The following is a 14210-nucleotide window of genomic DNA, read 5'->3' as shown; positions in this document are numbered from 1 at the left end:
AATCAAACAATTTAACGGTTTGATTTTCATAACCTAGTTTACTCTACTTTCCCAGAACGATATTTTGAAGGAGTAGTACCTGTATGTTTCTTGAAAAAACTATTAAAATTAGTAACTTCATGAAAGCCTAAAGCATCCGAAATCTGTGCAATATTCCAATTACTTTGTTTGAGCAATTGTTGAGATTCTTTCAAAAAACGCTCCGCAATCAATTCAGAGGTAGTTCTTTCACTCGATTCCTTTACCACACGATTGAGATGATTGACATGGACATTCAATTGTTCGGCAAACTCCGAAGGTGCTTTTACTTGAACTTTCTGGTAAATATTATCAATGGGAAATTGTCTTTCCAACAACTCTAAAAACAAGTTATATATCCGCTGATTAGAATTGGCCTTTGATTTTTCGAAAATCAAAGCTGGATGTGTGCGCATCACATAATGCAAAATTTCGTACATGATTGTTCGCAACACATCAAATTTGAATTGATAATCCGTTTGGATTTCTTCCAACATTCGCAAAAAATGTTTTTCCAATAATAAATACTGCTCTTCGTCTAATTCAAAAATATGTACGCCGCTTGGTTGAAAAACGGTGTATTCGTTGATATTTCCAAATTGGTTGAAAAACATACCACTAAAAATACAAAAGTAACCATCATAAACTTTGTCGGTATTTTCCCATTTATACGGAATATTAGGATTGGTAAAAACAATGGCATATCGCTCAATTGAGGCAGTTCTGTCGGCATAATGTACGTTTCCACTACCTTTCATCAGGGTAACTTTATAGTAATCCCGTTTGCGATATGGTAAAGGATTTGCAAATTCGCCTACAAATGGTTTCAAACTAAAAACATTGAAATGTCCATTTTTTTTATCTACAAATTCGGGTAATTGATTGAACTTCTGAAGATAAAAATCTTCAATTTTCTCAGAGGTTGGCATAATAAATAGGGCAATACAAATTGTGTACTAATGTGGTATTGCTTTAAATTTTCTTCTATTGATTCATTTGAATACCCTAATATACCAATAAAAATCAAATTAGGCTGATCGAAAGTTTCAACCAGCCTAAATTCACTATTAACTATCGATTGGAAATAAATTTCTGAATTCTATTTCTACAGCTTTAAAGTAGCACTCAAATAATAAAAACCTCCGACGCTTGGGCCTGCCAAAAAGTTGTAATAATATTGATTAAGCAAATTGGTTGCACCTAATTTCAACTCAATGGGCTGACTTTTGAGTTCATAACTTACTTGGCCATCGAGTGTACTATAAGCAGGAACCGTGCCTGTTGCTAATGCCGATTGCCAAACAAAGGCATCTTGCCATTTGTAATTGAAAGCCATGCCCCAGCCATTACCAAGGTTACGATTCGAAAGCCCCACGTTCAAAATCCATTGTGGTGTGTTAAACGCCTCCTCCAAGCCGTCATTGGTTTCTTTCCTATCCAATTTGGCATAAGATACATTACTATTGATCACAAAGCTTTTGTAAAACTGATAGCGTGCACCAACACTTGCGCCGTAGTTATAAACCTTACTTTTAGAGTTAGTCCATAAACGATAACGGTCTTGCTTGGTTCGGTCGTTGAGATAATATGCCAAAGAATCACCATTTGTAAAGCCCGATTTTATCGTAGACACTTCTACCTGAGCCATGAAGTTTTGGTAAACATTGTAATAAAAATCTGCATCAATAAAGAGTTTTTTATCTAAAAATTGACCCTTATATCCTATTTCAAAACTATTGACTCTTTCGGGCTTGAGATAAGTGTAATCATTTTTTTGAACTAGCCCTTTATTCTTTTCAATGGCCTGTGCCACCGTTAATCCCTTCGTGTTTACGTCACTCGTTACCGCAGATTGGAAAGCATCTATAGAGGTTTTATAATAAGAATTTTCGAAAATACCCTTTGACATTACTGGCAATCCACCCACTCGCTTGACACCGCCGCTATTGACATTTGAAAAGGCTTCAAATAAGCTTGGAAAGCGGTATCCATTTTGGAATGAAACGCGAAAATTTTGGTCATCTATTGGAGAAAATACCATCGCTAATCTTGGATTCCATTGCCAGTCAAAATACTGGTTTTTATCAGCACGAATGCTTAGATTAACCTGTAATTTGTTATCGAGCAATGACTTGGTCACTTGCGTAAAAGCACCATATTTGTAATAGGTCAAATCTTTCCCAGGTTCTACAGGGTTAATAAAATAGTTGCCATCAGGATATACCTGATACATACGGTAATCAAAACCAGACAATATATTGATTCCGTATTTTTCTTTCCAAGAAGCTAATGCCTCCTCTGTCAGATTGTATTGTCCTTCGGCATGATACATCCATGACTTTACACGCAAGGCAGCGCCAACATCCCAGTTATTGATGTCTCCTAATTTTTTAATCAAGGCATCAAACTCAGCTGTATGCGGTTGTGGGCGACCTGCATCGGCTTTTACTCTTGCATCCTTCAATGCCTGAGTGGCAGTGATACCTGCTTGCGTACTTGCCAAAAAAGCAGTACTAAAATCCTTAAACCATTGCGTATCTGTTTTAAAAGTACGGTCGATATTTTCGGCCATCGAACGAATGTTAAAGGAATCTCCCGTATTTTCAGTCGTCATATAACCACGAAGAATCAGAGACTTGTTTTTGAAGTTCAGAATATGCTGAGAGACCCAATAATTATCTAATCTAAAACGATTGGTACGTTGATAAATATTATTGAGATACCCCATTCGGAAGGTATAATCCAATTCAGAATTGGCACTAGGTTTGAAGGCAAGTGACAAATCAGCCTTGAGGTTTTGGATAGAAAAATCAGCGATATCCTTCTCTGTATATCCAGTGCGGGCAACAGAATAGCGCTTGCCTCCAAGTGTTAAAGTCTGACGGTTAGACGATTCGTTACCATAAGCATTAATGCCATCATAAGCAGGATTGTCTGAGCCAAGCAAGCCCAGTGAAGCATTACCATTGGGATTCAAATCTTGGTTATTATCCGAAATCCAGTCGTTTCCTTTCAGATAATTGAGATTTAGTTTTACCGCCCATTGATTATTCCAAGCCTTTGCCCAACGTAGAGAGGTTTCGGTAAAAAGTTGTACAGCAGCATTGGCATCGCCCAAATGATTAACCCCAGTTTTTTGTTGGAAAGAAAAACCTTGATGTTCAAATGGATTTTTGGATAAAATTTGCACCATGCCATTCAAGGCATTCATCCCATACAGTGCCGAAGCCGTTCCTGGGATAAGCTCTACACGGTCAATGTCCAAATCGGTAGGCGCTAATGCACTACCAATCGGTGCGCCAATATGGGGCGCTTGATTGTCAGCACCGTCTACCAATTGCACAAATCGCACATTGGTCGGATTAGCAAATCCGCGAGTATTATAAACCTTAAATCCCAAACTGGAGGTAAGCAATTGTACACCCTTCAGGTTTTCGATTGCCTCAAAATAGCTCGGTGCAGGAGACGATTTTATCGCACGAGCATCCAATAACTCGATGCTTACAGGCGATTTCATGATAGACAATGGCAAACGGGAGGCTGTTACTACCACTTCCGAAAGATGAGTGGTGGTATCTTTTGTGGTTTGAGAAAATGTTTGATAAAAAGGCAATAAACTAATTACAGTAATCAGTTTTTTCATATCGTTATAGTTTATAGAATATTTCGATGAAAATTAATTTTACCTGTATTAGGTCTTAAGTTTTATACAGTAGGCTGAAAGTTGAAAAACGTTTCATATAAAATAATGAAGACTTTTCGCCTAGTTTTTACAGCTTATTGAACTAATACGTATTTGTTGTGATTCTTTAAATGCAATCGTTATATCTTTAGAAAAATAGCGAATATCAAAAAAAGCCTTTGAAGACCGATTATTCTTTACAAATATAGAAAACAAATTAGATGCAAATCATCAATAATTCTAAAAAATGTCATATCGTCTCTTTCACTTCAGAAAAGGGATTTGTGAGTAGCAAATGTAAAAGCGCCGTAGGTGCGACACAAAGCTAAAATATTGAAGTCTTTCCTACAGAGCTGATGAAAAAATTGGTTTCTTAAAAATCCTAATAAACACTTTGGCTCATATCTATGAGCTGTAGGCATTTGGTAAAAATGTATTCATGATTTCATTAAAAGTACTTTTGAACTTTCAGCTTAGGGCATATTGCCTAGAGCGGGTAAAATCAATTTGATTTTGCCCATTAACGTATTAATTTCTGAAAATTTCTGTTAATTTATCCCTATAAAACTCCACAACGATGATACACAGAAAAACCTCCCTTTCAGAAAACATAGTCACATTTTGTAGATTTCTCAGAGAACATGGTTTTTCTATCAGTGTGCAAGACGAAACCACTGCTTTGGAAGCGTTAGCATATATTTCATACCAAAACAGGCTCGATTTTCAAACGGCCTTAGCAATAACACTTGTCAAAAAAGTCCAACAATTAGAGGTATTCAATCGTCTGTTTGAAGATTATTGGAAAGAGCTTGAAAAAGCACTAGATTCCAAAATCAAAGATGGGAAAAGTAAGTCAAATCGCCCCATCAAGAGTGAGGAGCAAGCTTTCAACTCCCTAAAATCTTGGCTCAATGGCAACCGACAAAACAAAGAGGAACAAATGGCGGCTTATAGTCCTAACGAAAGCTTTGGGCAGAAAAACTTTGCTAATATCCCTTCTGATGAGATTGCCGAAATGATGACAAGTATTCAAACACTCTCACGCACCCTTGCAAGAGCGATTGCAAGGCGCGAACAGGCAACAAGAGCCAGAAAACAATTTCATTTTTCAAGAACTATCCGAAAAAATATGCGCAGTGGTGGCGAGTTGATAGAATTGGCATTCAGAAAGCCTAAAAAAAATCGTCTAAAATTGGTATTACTTTGCGATGTAAGCAAGTCGATGGATTTGTACTCAGCTTTTTTTATTCAGTTTATGTATGCTTTTCAAAAAGTATATCAAAAAATTGAAACCTTTATTTTTAGTACCCAAATCGCAAGAATTACAAATGAACTAAACACTAATCATTTCAATGAAGTGAAAGCGAATTTTTCAGAAAAAATCAATATCTGGTCAGGTGGCACCAAGATTGGACAGTCTTTGGCACAATTTAACCAAGATTTTGGGAAAAGATACGTCAACAATCAAACCGTTGTCATTATTCTCTCTGATGGTTGGGAAACGGGAAACCCTGAAATATTAAGCGATGCGATGGAAACACTTCACAAACAGGCACATAAAATCTTATGGTTGAATCCGCTAGCAGGAAATCCTAACTTTCAAGCAAACACCGTGGGTATGCAAGCGGCTATGCCTTATATCAACCATTTTGCTCCTGTCCATAATCTCGAAAGCCTAAAGCAATTGTGGAAAATGATTTGATAATTACGCGTTTTTAGAAACTCTAATTTAGTGATTGAGTGCATGAGTGATTATTTTTAATAGATATTTTAAAATAATCACTCATGCACTCAATCACAACTCACTCAATTTGGGATGACTCATATTGTACAGTTACGATTATCAAAAAAAACTATTTTGACAAATAGACTTTATCTATTAATTCTTGATATTCAGATTCGGCATTCGCAAAAACGGTAATTCCTCCTCCGCTTTTAAAAAGCATTCCTTGCGACGTATTTTCAATAAAGCGAATCATCACCGAACTATCTAAATTTTGTCCATCAAATATGCCAAAAACACCAGTATAATATCCTCTATCATAACCTTCAGCCTCTTTGATAATCTCTAAAGTTTGTGGTTTGGGCGCCCCCGTGATAGACCCAGCAGGAAGCATTTTAAAGAGTAAAGTACCTATTTTTTGAGCATAATTATCTGGCAATTCTCCACAAATTTCAGAGCTCACTTGTAACAAATCTCCTTCGTTGGTAGTGACCCTGTCGATATACCTAAATCGCTCTACCCACACTTTTTCGGCTACCATACTTATATCATTTCTGATTAAATCCACAATGGTAGCATGTTCGGCCAATTCCTTTTTATCCTCCAAAATAGTCGTTTCTGCATCAGGAACATTGGCAGAAATAGTACCTTTCATTGGATGCGCAGAGATGACTCCTGACTTGATTTGAACAAAAGTTTCGGGCGAAAATAAAACAAACTGATTTTTGAATAATAATTGGTAAGTAGCTTCACTTCGTTCAAATATCTCTCTCAAGGATAGATTCACTTGAATAGGTGTTGGTTTGGTTAAGTTTATCAAAAAACTATTTCCTCGATTCAAGTGGTTTTGTACAAGCGTAAATGATTGTTGATACTCTTCAAAACTTATGGGGTATTTTTGAAAAACCGACTCCGTGCTTTCTACGGTTTTATGCTTAAAGTGATAATTCGTTTTATCTCCAATTTTGTAGAATATTTGGTGCTGTGCAACCTCCTCCAAAGGGATAACCAAAGGCTTTTGCATCAGATAATCAATCACAAAGAAGAAAGGCTTTTGAGATTGACCAAACTGATTCATTCGCTCAATAGCAACCAAAGCGGCTGGAGGAAGTGAATATTTTTTATAACTCATGATTGAGAATGAATGATGAAGAAAAATAAGGAATTAAAGAATCATTTGAATCAAAACACAAAAAATCAATTCTTTTCTCCCTTTTCTTGTAAAAAAATCACCCCTCAAGAAAGTTTCTTGAGGGGTGTGAAATATTCTTATTCCTAAAAAAGCTTATGCGTTCACAAAAGTTTTACCTTTTTCTATCGCTTTTGCCAAACCACTTACGTCCGAACCACCTGCTGTTGCAAAGAATGGTTGACCACCGCCTCCACCTTTCACTTCTTTGGCCAATTCACGAATAATTTGTCCTGCATTTAAGCCTTTGTCTGCTACCAGATTATCGGCAATCATAACTGCCAACTGAGGTTTTCCAGCGATTTCAGCACCTAATACGCAATACAAATCACCAACTTTTGCTTTTAATTCATAAGCTAATTGTTTCAAAGCATCTGCTGAACCAACTTCAACAACTTCAGTAATAGCGTTAATGCTACCATAAGAAACGATTTTATTCAACAAACGTTCTTTAGTTGCTTGAAGTTTTTCTTGTTCAAATACTTCGATTTTCTTCGCCAAAGCATTTTTCTCTTCTAACAACGAAGCCACTGCTTTTACTAGGTCTTTTGGCGCTTTCAACAATTGATTCAATTGGTCAAGAATAGCCTCTTGCTCACGAAGAATTTCGAATGCTTTTTCTGAGGTAACCGCTTCAATACGACGAACACCAGTAGCGACAGATGTTTCAGTGATGATCTTAAACAAACCGATATTACCTGTTGCTGGTACGTGTGTACCTCCACAAAGTTCGACCGAATAGTTTTTATCAAAAGTAATCACACGAACAAAATCGCCATATTTTTCACCAAACAATGCCATAGCACCACGAGAAGTTGCTTCAGAAATAGGAACGTTGCGTTCTTCTACCAAAGGAATATTCTCACGGATTTTTTGGTTTACAATCTCCTCAACCTGAGCAATTTCCTCATCGGTAACTTTCTGGAAGTGAGAGAAGTCAAAACGTAAAATTTCATTATTTACTAATGAACCTTTTTGGTTTACGTGACTACCCAAGACTTGCTTAAGCGCAGCCTGCATCAAGTGCGTAGATGTGTGGTTGTTGTTAGTCAACTTTCTACGTGCTAAATCGATACTTGCTTTTACTGGTTCGTCAGAAACCAAAGACTCAAAACGCTTGTCGCTAATGAAATGAACAATAAGATCGTTTTCTTTTTTGGTATCTACTACTTCAATCGCAACTCCACCAAAACTAATAGTACCTTTATCTCCTACCTGACCACCTGATTCGGCATAGAAAGGCGTTTTGTCTAACACCACTTTATATTGCGTGCCTTGTTTGTTTTGAACTTTTTGGTATTTCACAACAGAAGAAACCGTTTCGAATTCATCATAACCGACAAATTCGATTTTGTCTACTTCTTGTAAAATCACCCAGTCTTCAGCAGAAGTTGAAGCATCCTTGCGTGAACGCTCTTTTTGTGCTTGAAGGGCAGCTTTGTATCCTTCTTCGTCGATTGACAAACCATTTTCACGAGCGATTAGGGCTGTCAAGTCAACAGGGAAACCGAAGGTATCATTCAACTCAAATACTTGCTCACCATTGATCACTGTTTGATTATTAGCTTTCAAATCAACCGTGATTTTGTCTAATAATTTCAATCCATTCTCAAGGGTACGCAAGAAAGAGTTTTCTTCTTCCAAAATAACTTTTGCTACGAAATCTTGTTGAGAAATCAATTCTGGGAAAACACCGTCGAATTGTTCTGACAACAAAGGTACAATCGAGTGCAAAAACGGCTCACGGAATCCTAAATAGGTATATCCATAACGCACTGCACGACGCAAAATACGACGAATCACATAACCCGCCTTGTTGTTTGAAGGTAATTGACCATCGGCAATTGCAAACGCAATAGCACGAATGTGGTCAGCAATAACACGAAGCGAAATATCTGTCCATTTGTCTTGACCATACACTTTACCAGCTTTGTCAGCAATAAGTTTGATCGTACCTTGGAAAACGTCGGTGTCGTAGTTCGATTGTTTGCCTTGGATAGCCATACACAAACGCTCAAAACCCATCCCTGTATCCACGTGTTTTGATGGAAGTGGCACCAATGAGCCATCAGCCATACGCTCAAACTGCATGAATACGTTGTTCCAGATTTCTACAACCTGAGGATGGTCTGCATTTACTAATTCTTTTCCTGGGGTCAATGCAACCTCTTCAGCATCACGTAAATCGATATGGATTTCTGAACATGGACCACACGGACCAGTCTCGCCCATTTCCCAGAAGTTATCTTTTTTATTTCCTAGAATAATACGTTCTTCTCCAACGATAGCCTTCCAAATATCCCATGCTTCTTGGTCAAATGGCACGCCATCTTTTTCATCACCTTGAAATACAGAAACATAGATACGGTCTTTGGGTAGCTTATACACGCCAGTCAATAACTCCCATGACCAAGCCAAGGCTTCTTTTTTGAAATAGTCGCCAAATGACCAGTTGCCCAACATCTCAAACATGGTATGGTGGTATGTGTCAAAGCCTACATCCTCAAGGTCATTGTGTTTTCCTGAAACTCTCAAACATTTTTGGGTATCGGCAATACGCTTTGAAGGCGGAGTTCCGTTACCTAAGAAAAAATCTTTGAACTGAGCCATACCCGAGTTATTGAACATCAAGGTTGGGTCATTTTTGGCTACTAATGGAGCTGAAGGAACAATTAAGTGACCTTTCGATGCAAAAAAGTCCAAGAACTGTTTTCTAATTTCTCTGGAAGTCATTGGTAATTATATGGTTATGTTTAGGGCAAAAATGACTGACAAATGTCATTCAAAACACTAAATATTTTTTTGTACTAAATAGATTCCTGATTTTTCGATAAAAATTTTATCTTTGCTTAAAATCATTTTTTTGCAAAATTAGTTGTTTTCAGGCTCAAGAACGATAATGTTGAAAAATCATTTTAGCTGATTATTGCATTTTAGTACCCAATGCCATTATTAAAAGCTAATTATCAAACACTTAGCTATCAACTAAAAACTAACACCCTCATAGTTTTGTGATAAAATTTTTACTTTGGATTGGGAGAACACATACTATTTAGAGTATAATGTCCTAGGTTTCTCTCGATTTTTGAATATTATGCAGCAGAATCTTACTAAACGTTACTATTCCATATCGGAAGTTGCAGGCATGTTTAACGTAAATATTTCAAAATTACGTTATTGGCAAGATCACTTTCCTACAATAAATCCCAAGCGAGATCGAGCTGGGGATAGAAAATACACACCAGATGATATAAAGCAAATTCGAGAAATTTTTGTCTTAATCGAAGAAGAAGGCCATACAATTGAAGGAGCAAAAAATGCTCTAGAAAAAAAACGGGCACGCAAAAATGCCAACCAAGAAGTAGTAGATACTTTGGTAGGCTTACGTGATTTTCTTAAAAAAGTAAGAGATTCTCTTGATCAAGGAGATGATAGTTCGTTATAGTTTTATTGAAGTACCACAAACACATCTTAAAATCTACACTTGAAAACTCGGTTCGAGTTATTTAATCTTTTTCTATACCATCATTATGCAATTTACCTCAGAAAAGGTATATCAAGTAGGTTTATCACTTATTCCAAAAATTGGAGACATTTTAATCAAACAGCTGGTGAGTTATTGTGGCTCTGCTGAAAATGTATTCAAAGCCCCCAAAGCCAAACTTCTCAAAATTCCAAACATCGGAGAAATACTTGCTCAAAATATTGTCCAGCAAAAAGTACTCAAACAAGCAGAAACTATTGTGAATCAAGCAGATAAAGAAAAAGTACATATACTTTTCTATTTAGATGCTAATTACCCACAAAGATTAAAATCCTTGTATGATGCTCCCTGTATTTTGTATTATAAAGGTAATTCAGAGGTATTAAACCATCAAAGAAGCATCGCTATCGTGGGTACTCGACAAATGACCGACTATGGGCGTATTGTGACAGAGCAGATTGTTGCACAACTCAAAACTTTCAACTGCGTGTGTATAAGTGGATTGGCGTATGGTGTTGATATCTGCGCACACAAGGCTAGTGTACAACATCAAATCCCAACCATTGGTGTTATGGCCAATGGTATTGATAAGGTGTACCCTCTTCAACACAGACAAACCGCATTACAGATGCAACAGTTAGGCGGTGTTATGTCCGAACACCCTTTTGGAGTTATTCCCGAAGCACCATATTTCCCTCGAAGAAATCGAATCATTGCAGGTATGTCCGATGCTACGATTGTGGTAGAAGCTGCCATCAAAGGTGGAGCACTCATTACTGCGGAGTTTGCTAATAATTATCACCGTGATGTATTTGCTGTGCCAGGACAGCTCGGCAAGAGCCATTCGGAAGGTTGTAATTTGCTTATCAGAAAAAATAAAGCCCAGATTTATACGCAGGTAGAAGACATTGTAGAGTCCTTGAATTGGGATTTGGTGCAAACGAATGCGTCCTTGGCAAAGGCAATTGATTTTTCTGGATTAAGTACCGAGGAAAGTCAAATTTTGGCGTTACTTCACCAAAAAGGGCCATTACAAATTGATGAGATTAGTTGGCAATCTCAAATTGTAATGGCCCGTTTGGCTTCTCTTCTTTTATATTTAGAGTTTCAAGGATTGGTAAAAGCATTACCAGGGAAAAAGTTTTGTTTGGCCTAAGCTGCCTCTTGATTTGGGACAATGGCAAGTTCAAAAACAGCACCGCCATCATTTTCAACTTTGTATTGTCCCGACACTTGCTTGCTCAATGACACAATGAGTTGCTTTCCAAAAGAACGACGACCTTTACTATTCCATTTGTCCATATCGATACCAGCACCATTGTCTTTTACTTTTAAATAGATACCACCTTCTGTTTTAAATTTGATTTCTAAAGTAGGATTGGGAACTTGCTGGTAAGCATACTTGAATGAATTTGTAACTAATTCATTCAAAATCAACCCGATAGGAATAGCCAAATCGACATCAATTTCAGTTTGTTCTATATCTAATAACAGATTGAAATTCTGGCGAGAATATCCATAACTTTCCATAATATTTTCAACCAAATCGATAATGTACTCCTTGATATTCAACGCTGTAGTATGGCTTGTCTGATATAATTTTTGGTGAATCAAAGACATAGCCTCTACTCTTTTTTGACCTGTTTGTACTGCTTTTATAGCATCTTGGTCGGTAAGCCCGTACGTTTGAAGGTTGAGTAGACTTGCCACGATTGACAAATTATTTTTAACACGGTGATGAAGCTCTTTCATCATTAATACTAGTTTGTCTGACTGCTCTTGAATTTTCGCATTTTGGCTTGTCAACAAATCGTTATTTTGATAAATAATTCTATTTTTTCGAATAAGTAAAAAACCTGCAATGACCAATACGGCAATTAAGACAAGCCCGAAAAAAATGATATTCTGTTTATTTTTATTTTGGTAGTTTAGCTCCTTTATCTGTGTTTCTTTTTCGATCGTTTTATTGCGTTCTTCTAGTTCAACCACTTTCGACTTGATTTCTAGATTGGTGATACTATCATTGAGAGCGACATGGTTTTTGTAGGCTAAATAGGCTTTATCCCATTTTTTTTCACCTTCATAAAGTTTTGCCAAAACGTCATAGGCATCTGCTTGAAAGTATTTTCGTTCAGGAATGTTATTGGCATATTCAATCCCCTTCAACGCTGAACTAATACCTTCTTTGTAGGCTTTTTTGCCATTGTAAGCCCATGCAAGATTTATGTAAACGGCAGCTAAACTAAAAACATCTTTTTGAGTTATTTCAAGACTTAAAGCTTCTTCATACATCTGAATTGCTTTATCAAATTGCCCTAAGTTTTTGTAGTGTATGCCAATATTAACTAATCCAGAAAGATAATCATCCGACATCTTGGCAGACTTAATATATTTTAAACCTATGAGACTCAAATCCAAGGCTTTTTGAGATTGACCTCTTTTGTCGTAAATAATACTTAAACTATTGTATGAATAAGCAATGAGTTTGTCATTATGTAAATCCTTTCCAATTTTTTGAGTCAATACATACATTCGTTCTGCCTCATCTAATCTATTTTGACGTTCAAAAACATTACCTAATTGAATATAGGTCGTTGCCACCCAATAGAGATCCTTTTGGACTTGGAATCTATGAAGTGCTGTATTGAAATTCTCTAACGACTTTACATAATCCTCCAGCCCATAATTGATTTGCCCTAGCTTATAGTACAAATGACCCACTAAGGTATCGGCAGAGTTTTCTGGAATGAGATTTATTGCCTCTTGTAATAAGTCACGCTTTACTTGATCTTCGAGATTGCCTTCCTTAGTAAATTGATATATGGCTGAGGCTCTTTTTTCATTTGCAGGTAACTTGTTCCATTTTTCGCGAGCACTTTCTAAATTTTGTGCTATAGCATTGTTCAAAAGGAATGATAGTGATAAGCAAGCAAATAATAATTTTATACGATTCATGGTGAAATGTGTGTCAGCTTTATGATGTTTTTAAATTTTACTCCATGCTAATGCTAACTATGGCATCAACACTGTTTAGGTTCATACGAGACTTATTTGCATAATAGTATTCTTTGGAATGTGGAAACACAATCCGATAATAGATTTCTGATTTTTTGAAACCTATTTATTTTTTCAACGGTGCTTGATGAAGATATATAAATTTAAACTACAGTATTTTTATCTGTAGTGAATTATGGAAGCAATAAAGGTACACAAACTCTTCAATGGCGCAGAAGGTCTATAATACTATAGATAAAATTTGTAAAAGATGGGGAGTGATTGCACTATCAATAATACAATAAAAAGGCCGATTTGTTTACACAACTTATCAGCCTTTTTATTTAAACTGGCTAAAAACTGAACTTAGCTGAATTATATGCTCCAGCTAGCAGGATCATGACGCCACTCTTGAAGCGTAATCATCTGGCTTTCTGTAACATAATTTTTCTTTTTAGCTTCCTCTAACAAGGTTTCGTAGTCGCTTAATGTATAGAATTTCAAACCTTTTTCTGCAAAGTTTTGGCTTGCTATATTAAAACCATAGGTAAAAATAGCAACCATACCCAATACATTGGCACCTGCTTCGCGCAAAGCTTCAGCAGCTTTTAACGAGCTACCACCAGTAGACACTAAATCCTCTACTAGTACTACTTTCTGTCCAGCTTTGATTTCGCCTTCAATTTGATTGCCCATTCCATGTTTTTTAGGTTCAGGACGCACATAACAGAAAGGTAAGTCTAAGAAATCAGCTACCAAAGCACCTTGAGCAATACCTGCTGTAGCTACACCTGCAATAATATCAACATCGGGCCAATATGCTTTTACAGCAGCAGCCAAGCCGTCACGAATCGCAGTACGTACCTTTGCATGAGAAAGGGTAATACGGTTATCACAATAAATGGGAGAATTCCAACCTGAAGCCCATTTGAAAGGCTTATCTGGGCTTAATCTTACGGCTTTTACGTCCAGTAGCATCGAGGCTACAGTTTGTGCAAGTGTTGCTTGTGTCATTGGATTACTGAATTTGTATAGGGCGATGAGATTTCTTTGTCTGTTTTGAGATTGTATTCAAGCAAAGAAGGCAAATTTGGTTGCCGAATTTCAACTTTTATGCAAA

At 36.8% G+C, this 14210-nt stretch carries 9 protein-coding genes; 3 read left to right on the top strand and 6 right to left on the bottom strand.

Translation table 11 applies throughout. From position 1 onward, the window contains the following. Positions 1 to 38 precede the first annotated feature (38 nt). Entirely contained in the window at positions 39 to 947 is a 909-nt protein-coding gene (locus tag QM491_RS12430; protein ID WP_283327814.1) for a helix-turn-helix domain-containing protein, read from the bottom strand. Positions 948 to 1123: 176 nt separating this feature from the next. After that, positions 1124 to 3661 (bottom strand): TonB-dependent receptor, encoded by a 2538-nt coding sequence (locus QM491_RS12425; RefSeq protein WP_283327813.1) that lies wholly within the window; start codon positions 3659 to 3661, stop codon positions 1124 to 1126. 616 nt (positions 3662 to 4277) lie between these two features. On the opposite strand from QM491_RS12425, the gene QM491_RS12420 reads away from it, so the two are divergent. Next, positions 4278 to 5402: a vWA domain-containing protein gene (locus QM491_RS12420; protein ID WP_283327812.1), complete on the top strand. Its 1125-nt coding sequence runs from the start codon at positions 4278 to 4280 to the stop codon at positions 5400 to 5402. Positions 5403 to 5553: 151 nt separating this feature from the next. Here QM491_RS12420 and QM491_RS12415 read toward each other — a convergent pair whose 3' ends face one another. Together QM491_RS12415 and alaS are read right to left on the bottom strand one after the other, a co-directional pair. Further along, on the bottom strand, positions 5554 to 6555 hold the full coding sequence (locus tag QM491_RS12415; protein ID WP_283327811.1) for an aminodeoxychorismate synthase component I: 1002 nt from the start codon (positions 6553 to 6555) through the stop codon (positions 5554 to 5556). A 153-nt stretch (positions 6556 to 6708) separates the two neighbouring features. Next, a complete protein-coding gene (gene alaS, locus QM491_RS12410; protein WP_283327810.1) occupies positions 6709 to 9345 on the bottom strand; it encodes an alanine--tRNA ligase in 2637 nt (878 codons plus the stop codon). A gap of 361 nt (positions 9346 to 9706) precedes the next feature. On the opposite strand from alaS, the gene QM491_RS12405 reads away from it, so the two are divergent. Both QM491_RS12405 and dprA read left to right on the top strand, forming a co-directional pair. Continuing rightward, the gene (locus tag QM491_RS12405) at positions 9707 to 10057 is read left to right on the top strand and encodes a MerR family transcriptional regulator (protein ID WP_283327809.1); all 351 of its coding nucleotides are present in this window, start codon (positions 9707 to 9709) and stop codon (positions 10055 to 10057) included. Between the two features lie 85 nt (positions 10058 to 10142). Further along, positions 10143 to 11252 carry a DNA-processing protein DprA gene (gene dprA, locus QM491_RS12400; RefSeq protein WP_283327808.1) on the top strand — a complete coding sequence of 370 codons (1110 nt, stop codon included), beginning with the start codon at positions 10143 to 10145 and terminating at the stop codon, positions 11250 to 11252. Here the strand turns inward: dprA and QM491_RS12395 are convergent. Both QM491_RS12395 and pyrE read right to left on the bottom strand, forming a co-directional pair. Further along, entirely contained in the window at positions 11249 to 13051 is a 1803-nt protein-coding gene (locus QM491_RS12395) for a histidine kinase dimerization/phosphoacceptor domain -containing protein (protein ID WP_283327807.1), read from the bottom strand. The two genes, dprA and QM491_RS12395, sit on opposite strands and share 4 nt — an antisense overlap. A 414-nt stretch (positions 13052 to 13465) precedes the next feature. Beyond that, on the bottom strand, positions 13466 to 14104 hold the full coding sequence (gene pyrE / locus QM491_RS12390; protein ID WP_283327806.1) for an orotate phosphoribosyltransferase: 639 nt from the start codon (positions 14102 to 14104) through the stop codon (positions 13466 to 13468). Positions 14105 to 14210: the final 106 nt, after the last annotated feature.

Source organism: Flectobacillus longus (assembly GCF_030056705.1).
Taxonomy (GTDB): domain Bacteria; phylum Bacteroidota; class Bacteroidia; order Cytophagales; family Spirosomataceae; genus Flectobacillus; species Flectobacillus longus.
This window is presented reverse-complemented; position numbering and strand designations above follow the sequence as displayed.